Genomic DNA, 14,617 nt, shown 5'->3' with positions numbered 1-14,617 from the left:
CCCATATCCAGAAAATCAGCTACTCTCCGAATTCTCCGAAAAACAGCGCATGAAGCCGGCCTTCCAGCGGCCGCACCGCCTCGGCATGCACCGCCCCCTGTTCCCGCACCGCCTGTGCTTCGGCAATCAGACCTTCCACATGCTCACGCATCATCGCTTTCTGATCATCCGGCAGCGCCGAACCGTCCAGCATCGCCAGTGGCTCCGCAAAGATCGCATCGAACTGATCCTGCGGGATCGTCGCCATATAGCCGCTGGCCACCGCATCATAGGCGACCACCCAACTCGTCCGATCGAACCCCGCCGCCGGGATCAGATTGGTGCCGAGCGAGTCGTAATCGAAGAAAATCTCCGCAGCGTCGGCGACCATGCCCTCGCCCGTCTCGGCCGCCAATTTCTCGACGACACCAACCACGGCCTCAGCCTCTTCCGTCGTCAGCGCCACAACCGGCGTCGCGAGCAGTAGACTGGCCGCTACGAGCAAAAACCGCATCAGAAAGCTCCCTTGATACCGGCCGAAACCGCCACGGTCGGATCGCGCCCGTTCGTTGCCAGATGCAGCGATGTCGATAGCGCCACCGCGTCATTGATCCGGTGATCGAGCTCCAGCCCCAGCCGGCCCCAGGTCTGCCCATAGGTCCCGCCCCCGAGCGAGAAGCTGAACAGCCCATCCACCTGCCCCACGGCCGAAGCCGCCGTGCCAGTGCGATGCGCCAATTCCAGCGTCGTGCTCAACTTGGTCTCTTTCGAAAATTCGGTGATCGCCGTCAGGCCGACGCGAATATCGGTATGGCCGATGTTCTGTGCCGCAAACCGCGCCGGAAACGGTCCGCCGCTTTCGCTATATCCATCGACATACAGCGCGCCGAAAGCCACCGAAGCCCATGGGTTAAAGCTGGTATTGCCGATCGCAGCCGCTTCCAGCCAATCCGCCCGCACGCGCACCACGCCGCCCATGGCATTGGTCTGCCCGTTCGACACCGCCGTCGCCGCACCATTGGAATAGGCCCGATCGACCTTGGCCTGCCACCCGCCCAACATACCGGTGACCGACAGCAGCAGCGGCGTTCCGTCCGGCTGCCAGTCCATTTCGCCGAGCACATATTGCCCGACCATATTCGCCGCCCCGCCCAGCGACAGGGCCTGCCACGAGGCGGTCGTACCAACCGAGCCGCCAAGCCGCACAGCGCCACCCGCCAGATCGACGCAAGCCCCCGCCTCGGCCAGCGCCAGATTAGCCCCGCTCTGCCCATAATGGGCAAAATCCCCCGTCGCCCAGGCGCACATATCGCCCGACAAGTTCGGCGTCAGCATCAACGGCCGGTGATGCGCCCCGTTCATCGGCAGCCAGGTCAGGAATTCACCCGCATTGGCAATCCCCGCCGCGCCATAAAGCGTAGCATTGTACTCGGCGACATCCATGATCCCGGTGCCCGGATTGGGTCCGGGCCCTGGCTCCTGCGCCACCCGGGCGATGTAAGCGCGCTCCACATCCTCATCGTCCACCATGATGCCCGCAATGACCAGGCCGTTGTCCGAAATGGCCGTGGCGTCAGCCAATGCCAGACCGCCTACCGCCACGCCGTGACGTTCGAGCCAGCCCTGTACCGATTCCATCCCGGTTTCTTCAGACCACCGAAAGGCCAGCCGGTGCGGCAGATTGGCCTCGCTCCAGCCCACGACATATTGCCCATCACGCGACACCGCATTGGCGCCGCTCTGGTTGAACGGATCGTCGCCCAGGGCACCCAATTCATGCATCTGCACATTATCGACCGCGCCACCCGTCGACCCTTCGACCCAGCGGAAGGCCTTGTTGAACCCAGTCGACCCGCCGGACATACCCACGACAACCCTGCCATCAGCCGATATGTCGGACGCGCTGGAGTTGCCTCCGTCCATGCCGGTCAGGGCACCCAGGTTGAGCACGCTATTCGTGCCATCGACACCGATCTGCGTCAGGTCCCAGCGCGTCGCGAGCCCCAGGGTCGCGTTGCCGTCGCTATAGCCGGCCGCATACCTGCCATCGTCGGAAATCGCCGCGGCCGACCAGCGCCCCGCATCATCGAGCCCCTCCAACCGGTACATTTGCGGATTGCCGGCCTCTCCGCCCGTCGCGCCCTCGACCCATACGAAGCCGCGGCTCATACCCAGTTGGGTGTGGAGACCCACCACCCGAGTGCCATCCCCGGACACGTCATGCGCATAGCTGCGGGCGCCCGAAACGCCGGGAAACAAAAGCCCAAGGCTCTGTATGCCCCCTGCTTCGGTCCAGCGAAACGCGCGGTAGTCGTTATTTTCGCCGCGCGAAGCGCCGACCACGACCGTACCCGCGCCGTTCATTCCATAAACGTGGGAAGCACCGCCCCCCAACCCGCCCATGTCGATATAGCCTTCCGGGCGATAGACTATGATCTTGCCGTCGGTATCCACATCGCCGGCCCAGATCGTGCCATCTGCACTCAGCGCCGGAATGCGCCAGACGGGGCCAAAGTCCGGATGGGTCGGCAATGCGACTTCGCCAGCCGCCTCGACGCGCGGCGCCAGCACCAATGCCGTCGTCCCTAGCAACAGGCCAAGACCCAGCGTTCGTCCACCAAAGCGCCGCCGCGTCCGCGCCCCAAAAACCATCCGCGCCATCCAGTCCCTCCAGCACAAAAGCAAAAACCGGCCCTTGCGGACCGGCTTTGCCAATTAGGGGACTCGTCTCACGCGCTCAACGCGAGCGCCTCGCGAACAAAAACATTGCCGCAAAACATAACGGCTCAGACCTCTTCGTCGCCGCGCTTCCATGCCCCCGGCGTCACACCGAAACGCCGCCGGAACGCGGTGACGAAGTTGCTCACCTGCGCATAGCCCAGTTCCCAGGCCAATTGCTTGAGCGACAACGGCGTCCCCTCATTGAGCGCATCGCGCGCCGCATCGAGCCGCGCATCGCGCAAAAACGCAAAGACTGTCGTGCCATAGAGCTGGCGAAACCCCCGATTGAGCCTCTTGGGCGAAAGCCCCACATCCTTGGCCAGCGCTTCGAGATCGGGCGGCTGCCGCAGATCGAACAGCAACCGGTCATGCGCCATGCGCACCTTGGCGAGATCGCGCGGCGGCAAGGTTTCGTCGTCCCGGTGCGAGCGTTCCAAAACGCTGAACTGATAAGCCAGAAACTCCAGCGCCTTGGCCTGGCGGAAAATGCGGTCCATCGGCCCGCGAAAGGCCGGCCGCAGCAGCTCCTGCGCCACCATGCGCAGCTTGGCCGGCAATGTCGCCATGCCCAGAACGTCTTCCTTGCCCCGGCCAAGCGTCTCCGCCAGCAGCTGAGGCATGCTGGAATCCCCGCCCACCAGATCGAGCGCTTCTGGCTCGAGCCGCAGCGCCACGGCCTTCCATCCCCGATGCGCATCCACTTCGTAGCGCGCCCGCCGCTCGACCGGCGTCATCACATAGGCCCGCCCGTCCTCGCGCCACGCCTCGTCCGCACAGCCCTCGAGGCTGGCAACGCCGCGACTGTTGAGGATGGCGCCGAGAATGAGCCTACCCTTGCCCGGCTCGCCGCTTTCCACTTCAATATTGAAGCGACAATCCGGCGTCGCCTCGCTGCGATAGAGCCACAGCCCCGGCAAGACCAGCGTCTCCTCCAGATAGGCCTTGGCCGCCCCATAGCGAAAGCTCAGGCGCTCCCGTCCCTTGAAATCCGCGACATGGCTATGCCGTCCGCTCGAAAATAACCAGTCCGTCATCCGCGTCCCCCGGAAGCAAGCCCGGCACGCTAGAAGAAATTTCGCGCCTGTCAAATCACAGATATTATGCGCGCCGGACCTCAATACATGCAAGAACAGTATGCGACGCCCTCTATTGCCAAAGCACGGAAGCACTCCGGCAAGTCACCGGCAAAACCGGGGCCCGTCTCGATCGCTCAAGACGGGCCCCGCTTGCGTCATCGCATCGAAATGCCCGCCGCCAACGGCCGGGCATCCCGCATGCTAATGCCGCCTATGCTCCGGCAATTGTTTGAGCTCGTCCTTCGTCCACGACGTCATGGCGTGAATTTCGCCGCCTTCGTCGCGCATGAAGTCCAGCTCGTGGAGCGGCAGCGCAACCGGTTTGGCGCCAATGCCGAGAAATCCCCCAACATCGACAACGGCCGTGCTGTCCATCCCGACGCCGTCGATGTGATCGACAGTGCCGACCTTTTCATCATCGACATCGTAAATGGTCGCGCCTTCGAGCATGCCCGGAATAAGTTCGGTGCTGGAAAGGCGTACGTGATGGCTGTGATCCATGGTCAATCTCCTTTCGTCTGATGGAGAAACCACTGGCAGCGCCCTCCGTTCCGCCCCCGCGCCATCACAATCCCGAGTGATCCACCATCCTTGACATACCTATCACCACAAGGCATACACCTACCAACGATAGGTATAAAAATGCCCCCCACTCCTTCCACCTTCCTCAATGGCGTCCCCGAGCTTCTGGTCCTGCGCCTGCTGCGCGATCGGGAAATGTATGGTTACGAATTGGTGCAAGCCATCCGCGAGGCGTCAGCCGATCAACTCACCTTCGCCGAGGGTGTCATTTACCCGCTGCTCCATACGCTGGAGCGCGACGGCGCCCTCTCCACCCGTCGCCAGACGATCAATGGCCGCAGCCGCGTCTATTATGCCGTCACCCCCACCGGCCGCGAGCGCTTCGACGCTCTTTCGGCCCATTGGCGCGCGCTCACCGGCGCCATCGCCACGGTTCTGGAGGCGCCCCGCCATGCATGACGCTTTCGCCGATCTCCGCGAAGACCTCCTCCGCGCCGGCATTTCGCCGCGCCGCGTGCATCGCTATGTGCGCGAACTCTCCGATCACCACGCCGACCTGATCGAGCACCTTGAAGCCCATGGTCATCCCCGGCCAGAGGCCGAGAACGAAGCCCTCCACCGCCTCGGCTCCCACGATACGCTTCTGTTACCCATGCTCGCCGACAGCCGCTTCCGCAGCCTGGCATCCCGTTGGCCTGCCCTCGTCTATCTCGGCCTGCCGCTCGCCTCGCAACTCATTCTGGCGCTCCTCTCCGCCATCGCCCTCATCGCCGCAGCCTCCACGCCCCTTCGCCCCGCCCTTGTCGATCTGGGCTCAGGCGTCGCTGTCCTCTGGCTCGCCGGCTCCGTCATCCTGAGCTGGGCCGCAATCTTTGCCGCCCACCGTCGCCGCGCCTCCATGCGCTGGCCTGTTATCGCAGCGCTCGCTGTCTCCACCCTCGCCGCCGCCATGAATATCGGCGTCACCATGCCGCTCGCGGACATTCACGGCGAAATCACCCTTGCCCTGATGCACCCCGCGCCCCTGCCGCTGGTCACTCTCGCCGCCCTGTCCCTGCTGCCGCTCCTTTTCCATTTCGGCACAAGGGAAACGCCATGAAGAGCCTCATCGCCCTCATTCTCCTTACCGGCCCAGCAAACGCCGCCCCGGAAGTCCAAAACCTCGCCCGCCCCGATGGCAGCCTGATCCACTACACCATCGACCGCGCCGCAAAACCCGCCGCTGGCCTCCTTGTCCTCAGTCAGGGCTCCGGCTGCCGTCCCGGCACGCAAAGCATCGGCCTAGCCACCGTCCGCGCCGCCTTTCCCGCCTATGACGCCCTGATCGTCGAAAAAGCCGGCATCTCGCCCGGTATGCAAATCGACGAGCGCAACTGCCCCACCGATTTCTACGACCGCTACACCGTCTCCCAGCGCATCGAAGACTACAAAGCTGTCCTTGCCGCGCTCGGCCCGCAGCCCGGCCGCTTCATCCTGTTCGGCGGCTCGGAAGGCGGCCTCGCCATGGCCATCCTCGCCGCAAAGCTAGAACCAGACGCCGCCATTCTCTTGTCCTCCGCCACCGGCACCAGCTTTGGCGACATGGTCCTCAGCACCGTCCCGCCCGAAGGCAAAGCCAGCGTCACCGCCGGTTTCGAGGCCGCACGCGCCAATCCCAACAGCAGCGAACTCCTCGGCGGGCATACCTATCGCTTCTGGGCCGATAGTCTGGATCACCGCTCCATCGACTATATGCGCCAGACCGATACGCCCTTCCTGCTCATCCAGGGCGGTCTCGATACCTCCGCGCCCCTCGCCGCCGCCCGCACCACCGTGGACGCCTTCGCGTCCGAGGGCCGCTGCAACCTGACCTATTGGGAATTCCCCGCCCTCGACCACGGCATGCTCGACCCCAAAGGCACGCCCCACCTGGCAAGTGTCGCCATCATGGCCGCCAGTTGGGCCGAGAACCCGATCCCCGCCTGCTGACCCCATCAAACCGATTGTCACGTCGGCTTTTCCTTAAGCTATTTCCCTTAGGATCGGCGCCGGATTAAGGGGCGCACAGGTATGAAGGACGTCGTTCATCTCTCGGAAGTCGTGGGCGCCCTGAGCTACGCGCTTGACCTCACCGAGGGCCAGCCGATCGGCCATAGCCTTCGTTGCTGCTGGATCGGCATGCATATCGGCAAGCGCCTCGGCCTCTCCGAAGCCTCGCTCTCCGACCTTTATTACACGCTCCTGCTCAAGGACATCGGCTGCAGCTCCAACGCCGCGCGCATCTGCAAGCTCTACCTGACCGATGACCTGAATTTCAAAGGTGCCTACAAGCTGATCGACAACAAGCTTCCCGAGGTCCTGCGATTTCTGCTCGCCAACACCGCGCGCAAATCCGGTTTCGTGGAACGCCTGCAGACCATGATCAACGTGGCGCGCAGCAGCGGCGAAATCGCCCGCGAACTGATCGAGACACGCTGTCAGCGCGGCGCCGATATCGTCCGCAACATGCATTTTTCCGAAGCCGTCGCCCACGGCATTCTCGATCTCGACGAACATTGGGACGGTTCCGGCCAGCCGCTGCAGCGCCGCGGCCGCGACATTTCCCTCTTCGCCCGCATAGCCCTGATCGCGCAGGTGGTCGACGTCTTCTTCATGCGCGGCGGCGCCCCCGCTGCGGTTGCCGAAGTGAAAAGCCGCTCAGGCCGATGGTTCGATCCGGAACTGGTTGCCATAGTTTCGACCCTGGAAAATGACGCCTTCTTCTGGCTTCCCCTCCTCGCCAACGACCTGCCGGATCGCGTCGCCGATCTCGAACCGCAAACCCTCGTGCGTTCCGTCGATGAAGACTATCTCGACGACATCGCCGCCGGCTTCGCCCGGGTGGTCGATGCCAAAAGCCCCTTCACCGCAGGCCACAGCGAACGCGTTTCCCTCTTTGCCGATCTCATCGCCGAAGAGCTCGGTTATGATCCCGAACGCCGCCGCTGGCTCAAGCGCGCTGCCCTTCTCCACGACATCGGTAAGCTCGGCGTTTCCAATACCGTGCTCGACAAAAATGGCCAGCTCGACGAAGACGAATGGGAGCAGGTCCGCAGCCACGCGCAGCTCGGCCGCATCATTCTCTCCAAGATCGGCGCCTTCCGTTCCATGGCCCGCATCGCCGGCGACCACCACGAGCGGCTCGACCGCCGCGGCTATCCCTTCGGCATAGGGGCAGCCGAGATCGACCGCGACACCCGCATCGTCACATCAGCCGATATTTTCGACGCCCTCACCGCCGACCGCCCCTATCGCAAGGCCATGTCGGTCCACATGGCCTTCGAAACCATGGAGCGCGGCGTCGGCACTGCCATCGACCCCGAAGTTTTTGCCGCCCTGAAACGCGGCTTTGCGCGCATCAACGGCATCGTGGAGGAACCTGCCCCCGCAGACGACGCCGACGCGAAGGCCGACGACAAGGCCAACGCCGCCTGAGGCTGTTCCCTCTCCGTTCACAATATGTTAAGAGCCGTGCTCCGTTTCCCTGCTGACATTGCGTGACAGGACACCCATCTTAGGGTTCTCCTGCCCCACCTGTTCTGCTGAAGAAGAGCCCGCGCCATGGCCCCCAAGACCACCCGCCCCGGCAAAGCCGAGTTTTCCATCGACGAATTCTTCGCCGAGATCGAAAAGGCCGAGGACATTCAGGCGTCGAAGCCGCTCTACGCCGAGCGGATGAAAAACAAGCGCGCCCTCGACCGCGCCGATGCGGCCGAGAAGGAAGCTGCTGCTCCGAAGACTCCGCTCGAAAAGCGCCGCACCACCAAATCGAGCCACGACACCGCCACCGGCATGTCGGCGAAAACCGCAAAAACCAAGATCAACTCCGTCGATCGCGTCGACTTCGACGGCTTTGGCGAAGCCCCGCAAGCCGGCTTCAACCACATGCCGAGCAAAGCTGTAACGGCCCGCGACATCTCCCGCGCTGCCGCCGCCGATCCCGAAGCGCAGGCCAAACTCCGCGAAGCCCTCGACGCTTCGGTAAAGAAGAACAAAGCCCGCAAGGGTGAATCCCTCGAAAACGCCACCACCGTCGGCATCACCGCCACGGTAAAGGCGCTCGAACAGATCATCCTCCACGGCCGCAAGGAAGTGGAAGGTTCTTCGCCATGGGTCCCCCATCGCCCGGACCGTCCAGAGAAACTTGAGGGAGGAAAACCCTTCAAGCTCGTCACCGACTACACGCCCGCCGGCGATCAGCCCACGGCCATTGCCGACATCGTCGAAGGCATTTCCAATGGAGAAACCGATCAGGTTCTCCTCGGCGTCACCGGCTCAGGCAAGACGTTCACCGTCGCCCAGACCATCCAGCGCACCCAGCGCCCGGCGCTGATCCTCGCCCCCAACAAAACCCTCGCCGCCCAGCTCTATGGCGAGTTCAAGCACTTCTTCCCGGAAAACGCCGTCGAATATTTCGTGTCCTATTACGACTACTACCAGCCGGAAGCCTATGTTCCGCGCACGGACACCTATATCGAGAAGGAATCCACCATCAACGAGCAGATCGACCGCATGCGCCACTCGGCGACGCGGGCGCTGATGGAGCGCGACGACGTCATCATCGTCGCCTCGGTGTCGTGCATTTACGGCATCGGCTCGGTGGAAGGCTATTCCGCCATGATCATCGACGTGCACCAGGGCGAGAGCATCGACCAGCGCGAAATGCTGCAAAAGCTCGTCGCCCTGCAATACAAGCGCAACGAGCAAAGCTTCACCCGCGGCACCTTCCGCGTGCGCGGCGATACCGTCGAAATCTTCCCGTCCCACTATGAAGACGCCGCCTGGCGCGTGTCGCTCTTCGGCAATCAGATCGAAAAAATCGTCGAGTTCGACCCGCTGACCGGAAAAACCATCGGCGAACGGAAATTCATCCGCATCTATGCGAACTCGCACCACGTCACCCCCCGCGCCACCACCACCGGCGCGATAAAGATGATCCGTGACGAACTCGCCGGGCGCCTGCAGGAACTCAACGGCGCCGGCCGCTTCCTCGAAGCCCAGCGCCTGGAGCAACGCACCCTCTTCGATCTCGAAATGATGGAAGCCACCGGCTCCTGCGCCGGCATCGAAAACTATTCCCGCTACTTCTCCGGCCGCCGCCCCGGCGAGCCCCCTCCGACGCTCTTCGAATACCTGCCCGACAATGCGCTTGTTTTCGTCGACGAAAGCCACGTAACCATCGGCCAGCTCGGCGCCATGTATCGCGGCGACCTTCGCCGCAAGGCGACCCTGGCCGAATACGGCTTCCGCCTACCCTCCTGCATGGACAACCGCCCCCTCCGCTTCGAGGAGTGGAACGCCATGCGCCCGCAATCGGTCTATGTTTCGGCGACACCGGGCTCATGGGAAATGGAACAGGCCGGCGGCGTCTTTGCCGAACAGGTCATCCGCCCCACCGGCCTCATCGATCCCCCGGTCGAAATCCGCCCGGCCACCCATCAGGTTGACGACGTCATCGACGAGATCCGCCAGACCATCAAGAAGGGCTATCGCACCCTCTGCACCGTCCTCACCAAGAAGATGGCCGAAGACCTCACCGAATACATGCACGAGCAGGGCATCAAAGTCCGCTACATGCACTCGGACGTCGACACCATCGAGCGCATCGAAATCATCAGGGATCTCCGCCTCGGCGTCTTCGACGTGCTGATCGGCATCAACCTCCTCCGCGAAGGCCTCGACATCCCCGAATGCGGCCTCGTCGCCATTCTCGACGCCGACAAGGAAGGCTTCCTCCGCTCCGAAACCTCCCTGATCCAGACCATCGGCCGCGCCGCCCGCAACGTCGACGGCCGCGTCGTCCTCTACGCCGACCGCACCACCGGCTCCATGGAACGCGCCCTCGCCGAAACCACCCGCCGCCGCGAAAAACAAGTCGCCTACAACCTCGCCAACGGCATCACCCCCCAAAGCGTCAAAGCCCGCATCAACGACATCGTCGACAGCGTCTACGAAAAAGACCACGTCACGATCTCAATCGGCAAAGGCAAGGACGGCAAAGAAAAAGTCGTCACCGGCGATAATCTGGCGACGGTCATCAAAGACCTCGAACGCGAAATGCGCGAGGCAGCGACGAACCTGGAGTTCGAAAAAGCCGCAAGGCTGCGCGACGAGGTCAAGCGGCTGCGGGAGATGGAGTTGGATACGTTGTCGGGTGGGGTGGATTAAAGGCGGCTTGCTTTTCGCAGCGTGAAACAAGCCCCAAAAGCTCTGTTGGCAGTTCCATTGAGACGACCCGCATAAGCATGATTGTAGCAGTTTCAGTGCGCCTCCAAGGCTCACAGCGATGGTCACGCAGTTATCCCGCGACAACTTGCCAGAGCTTAATCTCTACGACGTCGATAGCTACGCACCCGACGTGAAATTTGGCAACAATAGACTAGTGCAGCCGAGTAACTAATATCTTGTGCGTGCTGATAATCTCCGCATATGAAGTAGGACGCCTATTTAACGCGCCGGACCGAATAATATGCGAACGCCAAAGAGAACTCCGCACAAGCGCGTCCAAGATTTGATCAAGGACACAGCCCCTAGCCTTCTAGGGCTTCCACTCGTGCACACTACAGATTCGTACAGATTTGCTGAAGTTTTGTTGTCAGGAGAACTGAAACCAACGCCATGCGCTGTATTCGGCGAGAACCTATTGTACTTATTTCTCGGTAGACCCGCATATAAAACAAGAAAACAAAGCAATGACAATCTTACTTTTGATCTTCCTGTTGCTATAATATTAAATTCAAATACAGACATAGGTACGCCGGCCAGAGTATATCCTTTCGACTCAGGGGCATTTGAGAGAGGCCTTTACAAAACATACTTCCACGACGAGACGATATTAGAGGATTTTGAGCTATTTTCAGAACAAATAAGTTCAGACAAATATATAAGTCACTTTTACTCTACAAAGCGAGAGTACTTCGGAGGCACAAGTAGGAAGAATGTTGAACTTCCCTTCGACGGGTTTGAGGCGCGAGGGTTGCATGAGATGGCAAGAGCCATTGCCGATCCCGGCGTTGACCGAGACCTTCCCGCCGACGAGCGGTCATCATCTGTAGAATTGCAAACCCGCAATGCCGTGAGCTTATCGGGAAACACCCTTGCCGTCATCCTCCCACAGCAATATCTCGACACAAAGGGAATTGCCGAAGCAATTGCAAGCATGGGCGCAAAATACATTAAGACTTACGATGTCATGCGAAACATGGGATCGAGAGAAATATCTGCCGTGGTTTACCACATCGCGCGTGACATATACTTGTCCGAGGGCGTTTTCGATGAAGATTAGCAAATTCTACAAACTTGTCGATCAATTCCCTTCACCTGTAGTTCCGGTGTTTAAGAGAGAAAATGGCGACGGGAGGGATTACGCGCAAATTGTAGGCAGCAACGGAGACATAATTGGCTTTGAAGAAGCTCCAGCACTTGAAGATAGTAGAATTCTAGCCGCTGGAAACTATCCATATAGCGATGCCCACCAAGGCATGCCCGCCCAATACGCAGTTGCGTATTCGAGGACACAGATATTGGTAAATTCGATGGAAGTCGTAGCAAGAGACATAAAGGAATTTATCAAGGTTCATCGCAGTGAAATGAAACCCTTCGCTCTCTTAGAGTTGGCGATGTTCACGAAGGATTTTCTCTTGGTAGAGGACGCAGCTGAAAGATGCCGTCAAAATCTAAATGACATTTCACACGAGTTTAGCAACAAGTGGATCGATGGAGCGCCACTCCCCGCTGAGATAAAAGATAAATTACGAATTGGTTCCGCCTCCATATATCCAGATCAATTGACGCGCTCCGGTCAAATTCGATTTGGATTTACCGGACCGAGAAAAATGATGGCTGGAATTACAGACTACTGCACTACATTTTTGCACATCACTAGGGCGCAATTCATCAAGAGTATGCTGGGTCCCAAGGATGCATCTCGACGGTTGCAACGTGCGCTAGACAGATCGCCTGAGGTTATTGCAGATATAGTCTCGCGTTACGGCGTGCAGGATGGCAGATACCCTAGAGATGCGCTCGATGTTTCCCGTGGAGCCATCCGATTTACCGTAGAAGACCATGCAGGGTTTATACAGTATCGAAAACACTTCCTTGCCTCAGTTATTCAGTCTCCCGTCTACCGCGATCTCCTCCGAATCCCATCATACAGCGCAGGAACTGAGTTCCTAAATTTCACAATATTGACCTGCATCATGATAGAATACGCACCGGGTTTCTACAACTATTACAAATCTATAACGGAGCGCGTATCGTAAGATGAGCGAGTGTACCCCATAAAAACGCCATCGCAATTCTGATCAATATTCTTCTTCTCGCCCAGAATCCCACGCAGCGCCGCAAGCACGCCGTCGTCGCTGCCCAGCACATCGTCATTTGTGAAGCGCAGCACGGAATAGCCCAGCCGGCGCAGCTAGGCCGTGCGGTTGGCGTCCCGCGAAACTCCCTCGTCGGAATAGTGGTTATCGCCATCGATCTCGATGACCAGCTTGGTCCGCTCGCAGACGAAATCCACCACGAATGGCCCGATCGGCGCCTGCCGCCGAAAATGCCAGCCGGCCTCGCGCCACGGATGCACCAAAACCCAGAACCGCCGCTCCGCCGGCGTTTGGTCTTGCCGCAGTTTTCGCGCAAAGGAAATCCGGTCTTCCATGCCGCCCTCCCAAAGGGGAGGTTAGCATTGCGGATAGGGAAGTGAACCCCCACCTAACCTCCCCCTGGTAGGGGGAGGAACGCAGCGGTTCTTGCCGGGCCATTTGGGAGCTACCGGCAGATCCCTCCCCCTGTCAGGGGGAGGCTAGGTGGGGGTGCTTGCGTCAACAATGGTCACTCGTCCCTACGCCCAACGGTAGGAAAAGCGACTGCCGTGTCGTCTCGGTAATCAGATATCAGCATCCTTGTTGCCGTTTCCGACGAGCACGAGCAAATGTGGAAGCGCATCCGATGCGGTCTTACGCTGTAGTCCTCAAGAAGGGATCCATGCCATGACCGACGACGAACTGCCCAGAGCGACCAAGACCAATGTCTACGCAAAATGGGGTGATGCCGCGTTAGCAGGCTTTCAGCCGGTGCCCGATCTTCTTCTTCGAAAGCAACGGGAGCTTTCGATATCAACCACCGATCTTGTGGTATTGCTGAACATACTGATGCATTGGTGGTACGCTGACCACTTGCCCTTTGCCCGCCCGACGGTGATTGCGCGCCGCATGGGCCTCAACGTCAGGACCGTTCAGCGTTCAGTTAAGGACCTGGAGACACTGGGGTTCATCAGAAAATGCCGCGATATGCGGGGATACTCGGTTTTTGACCCACTGGGGCTCGTCGAAAAGCTAGGCGTAGTAGCTCAGACCGACCCACACTATCTGGCCCGCCGCAAGGCTGATGAAGATAGGCAGAAGGCGCCGCCTCTTCCTTGGACCTAGCGCTCCTCACCCCAACCAAAGCCGAAACCGCTTGTCCACCTCGGCCCGTGGCGCAAAGTCCTGCACCAGTCGCACCAGTTCCTTCGGCTTCACCGCCAGGTGGCTCGCCGGCACCAGCACGTGCCCGCCATCCCTCAGAAAATCCCCACCATGGCGCCCTTGATCGCCACCAGCAGAATGCTGATCGGCCCGTGGTCGGTATAAATGTCCACCTTACGCATTCTGTCCCCCGCGCGCAAAAAACCCTAACCCGTTTTGCCACCATGCCAAATCCGGCCAGCGTGGCGACTAATCCCCTGCCTCGCCGTCAGCCCTATTCTTGCCTCCCCAAACCGGAGGCCGCAATGTCAGCAAAACCCTTTCTCAGCCAGCGCCGTATCGTGGCTTACAATCGCCTGCACAGCGACGTGGTGGCGATGACCTATGTCGTGCGCTTCAACAAGGCCGGCGGCCCGCTGGGCGTCCACACGGTCCGCGCCTGCCACAACATGATCCGGGCCGCCAATCGGCTTTATCGCCGCGAGGCTGATATTCCGGGTTTCCGGCAGGTTTTTGAGGACGAGCCGATGACCATGGCCGATCTCTCGATCCTGGTCACCCGTCTCACCGCCGCGGGCCTCACCTTCGAGGAGCGGTACGCCCATTACACCAAGGAAGGTCTGCTCAATCCCCCAAACACATCCTCTCCCCCGCCCTCGACGCCGACGGGTTCCCGTCAAAACACGTCTGAAGCCAGGACTCCGCTGCCGCGATGGGGCCGAGATGCGCCCCCCACTTATCCATCTTATCCCCGCCCCCAAGATCTCATGCGATTATCTCCCCATTCCGCCAGTCACGCGGCCCCTACGCAGGGCCGGGCGGAATGACCGGTGG

Annotated in this window: 14 protein-coding genes; 9 read left to right on the top strand and 5 right to left on the bottom strand. The window is 60.6% G+C overall.

The genetic code is table 11. The features are described 5' to 3' along the window. Positions 1-19 precede the first annotated feature (19 nt). The 4 genes from ASD83_RS00090 to ASD83_RS00075 form a co-directional block, all read right to left on the bottom strand. Entirely contained in the window at positions 20-493 is a 474-nt protein-coding gene (locus ASD83_RS00090; protein ID WP_056306828.1) for a hypothetical protein, read from the bottom strand. Further along, on the bottom strand, positions 493-2,640 hold the full coding sequence (locus ASD83_RS00085; protein WP_156385659.1) for an autotransporter domain-containing protein: 2,148 nt from the start codon (positions 2,638-2,640) through the stop codon (positions 493-495). The genes ASD83_RS00090 and ASD83_RS00085 overlap by 1 nt, the downstream gene beginning before the upstream one ends. Before the next feature lie 125 nt (positions 2,641-2,765). Continuing rightward, the gene (locus ASD83_RS00080; protein WP_056306826.1) at positions 2,766-3,734 is read right to left on the bottom strand and encodes an AraC family transcriptional regulator; all 969 of its coding nucleotides are present in this window, start codon (positions 3,732-3,734) and stop codon (positions 2,766-2,768) included. A gap of 243 nt (positions 3,735-3,977) precedes the next feature. Then, the gene (locus tag ASD83_RS00075; protein ID WP_056306825.1) at positions 3,978-4,277 is read right to left on the bottom strand and encodes a PRC-barrel domain-containing protein; all 300 of its coding nucleotides are present in this window, start codon (positions 4,275-4,277) and stop codon (positions 3,978-3,980) included. Between the two features lie 141 nt (positions 4,278-4,418). Here ASD83_RS00075 and ASD83_RS00070 point away from each other — a divergent pair, with 141 nt between their 5' ends. The 7 genes from ASD83_RS00070 (at position 4,419) to ASD83_RS00040 (ending at position 12,580) form a co-directional block, all read left to right on the top strand. Next, positions 4,419-4,757, top strand: a complete 339-nt coding sequence (locus ASD83_RS00070; RefSeq protein WP_056306824.1) for a PadR family transcriptional regulator — start codon at positions 4,419-4,421, stop codon at positions 4,755-4,757. Next, positions 4,750-5,397: a hypothetical protein gene (locus ASD83_RS00065; RefSeq protein ID WP_056306823.1), complete on the top strand. Its 648-nt coding sequence runs from the start codon at positions 4,750-4,752 to the stop codon at positions 5,395-5,397. The genes ASD83_RS00070 and ASD83_RS00065 overlap by 8 nt, the downstream gene beginning before the upstream one ends. Beyond that, a complete protein-coding gene (locus tag ASD83_RS00060) occupies positions 5,394-6,266 on the top strand; it encodes an alpha/beta hydrolase (RefSeq protein ID WP_156385658.1) in 873 nt (290 codons plus the stop codon). Before ASD83_RS00065 ends, ASD83_RS00060 begins: the two co-directional genes overlap by 4 nt. Positions 6,267-6,347: 81 nt before the next feature. Beyond that, complete coding sequence (locus ASD83_RS00055; RefSeq protein WP_056306822.1) at positions 6,348-7,751, top strand: HD-GYP domain-containing protein; 1,404 nt, start codon at positions 6,348-6,350, stop codon at positions 7,749-7,751. A 126-nt stretch (positions 7,752-7,877) separates the two neighbouring features. Next, the gene (uvrB, locus tag ASD83_RS00050; protein WP_056306821.1) at positions 7,878-10,484 is read left to right on the top strand and encodes an excinuclease ABC subunit UvrB; all 2,607 of its coding nucleotides are present in this window, start codon (positions 7,878-7,880) and stop codon (positions 10,482-10,484) included. Positions 10,485-10,869: 385 nt separating this feature from the next. Next, on the top strand, positions 10,870-11,601 hold the full coding sequence (locus ASD83_RS20815; RefSeq protein ID WP_156385657.1) for a hypothetical protein: 732 nt from the start codon (positions 10,870-10,872) through the stop codon (positions 11,599-11,601). Then, entirely contained in the window at positions 11,591-12,580 is a 990-nt protein-coding gene (locus ASD83_RS00040; protein WP_056306819.1) for a hypothetical protein, read from the top strand. The genes ASD83_RS20815 and ASD83_RS00040 overlap by 11 nt, the downstream gene beginning before the upstream one ends. A 155-nt stretch (positions 12,581-12,735) precedes the next feature. On the opposite strand, the gene ASD83_RS00035 is transcribed toward ASD83_RS00040, so the two are convergent. Beyond that, positions 12,736-12,975 (bottom strand): endonuclease domain-containing protein, encoded by a 240-nt coding sequence (locus ASD83_RS00035; protein ID WP_056306818.1) that lies wholly within the window; start codon positions 12,973-12,975, stop codon positions 12,736-12,738. A 331-nt stretch (positions 12,976-13,306) separates the two neighbouring features. On the opposite strand from ASD83_RS00035, the gene ASD83_RS00030 reads away from it, so the two are divergent. Together ASD83_RS00030 and ASD83_RS00025 are read left to right on the top strand one after the other, a co-directional pair. Then, on the top strand, positions 13,307-13,744 hold the full coding sequence (locus tag ASD83_RS00030) for a helix-turn-helix domain-containing protein (protein ID WP_056306817.1): 438 nt from the start codon (positions 13,307-13,309) through the stop codon (positions 13,742-13,744). A 344-nt stretch (positions 13,745-14,088) separates the two neighbouring features. Continuing rightward, positions 14,089-14,610 (top strand): hypothetical protein, encoded by a 522-nt coding sequence (locus ASD83_RS00025; RefSeq protein WP_056306816.1) that lies wholly within the window; start codon positions 14,089-14,091, stop codon positions 14,608-14,610. The last annotated feature ends 7 nt before the right edge of the window (positions 14,611-14,617 follow it).

Origin of the sequence: Devosia sp. Root685, assembly GCF_001427875.1 — a bacterium.
Classification (GTDB): Bacteria; Pseudomonadota; Alphaproteobacteria; order Rhizobiales; family Devosiaceae; genus Devosia.
Note: the sequence above shows the minus strand (reverse complement) of the source record. Positions and strands in the feature narration are given on the sequence as shown.

Excerpts from the sequence above, each read along its gene's own strand:
- ASD83_RS00035 (WP_056306818.1), bottom strand. The coding sequence starts at position 12,975 with ATGGAAGACCGGATTTCCTTTGCGCGAAAACTGCGGCAAGACCAAACG.
- ASD83_RS00060 (WP_156385658.1), top strand. The coding sequence starts at position 5,394 with ATGAAGAGCCTCATCGCCCTCATTCTCCTTACCGGCCCAGCAAACGCC.
- ASD83_RS00030 (WP_056306817.1), top strand. The coding sequence starts at position 13,307 with ATGACCGACGACGAACTGCCCAGAGCGACCAAGACCAATGTCTACGCA.
- ASD83_RS00080 (WP_056306826.1), bottom strand. The coding sequence starts at position 3,734 with ATGACGGACTGGTTATTTTCGAGCGGACGGCATAGCCATGTCGCGGAT.
- ASD83_RS00065 (WP_056306823.1), top strand. The coding sequence starts at position 4,750 with ATGCATGACGCTTTCGCCGATCTCCGCGAAGACCTCCTCCGCGCCGGC.
- ASD83_RS00040 (WP_056306819.1), top strand. The coding sequence starts at position 11,591 with ATGAAGATTAGCAAATTCTACAAACTTGTCGATCAATTCCCTTCACCT.
- ASD83_RS00025 (WP_056306816.1), top strand. The coding sequence starts at position 14,089 with ATGTCAGCAAAACCCTTTCTCAGCCAGCGCCGTATCGTGGCTTACAAT.
- ASD83_RS00085 (WP_156385659.1), bottom strand. The coding sequence starts at position 2,640 with ATGGCGCGGATGGTTTTTGGGGCGCGGACGCGGCGGCGCTTTGGTGGA.
- ASD83_RS00075 (WP_056306825.1), bottom strand. The coding sequence starts at position 4,277 with ATGGATCACAGCCATCACGTACGCCTTTCCAGCACCGAACTTATTCCG.
- ASD83_RS00070 (WP_056306824.1), top strand. The coding sequence starts at position 4,419 with ATGCCCCCCACTCCTTCCACCTTCCTCAATGGCGTCCCCGAGCTTCTG.
- uvrB (WP_056306821.1), top strand. The coding sequence starts at position 7,878 with ATGGCCCCCAAGACCACCCGCCCCGGCAAAGCCGAGTTTTCCATCGAC.
- ASD83_RS00055 (WP_056306822.1), top strand. The coding sequence starts at position 6,348 with ATGAAGGACGTCGTTCATCTCTCGGAAGTCGTGGGCGCCCTGAGCTAC.
- ASD83_RS00090 (WP_056306828.1), bottom strand. The coding sequence starts at position 493 with ATGCGGTTTTTGCTCGTAGCGGCCAGTCTACTGCTCGCGACGCCGGTT.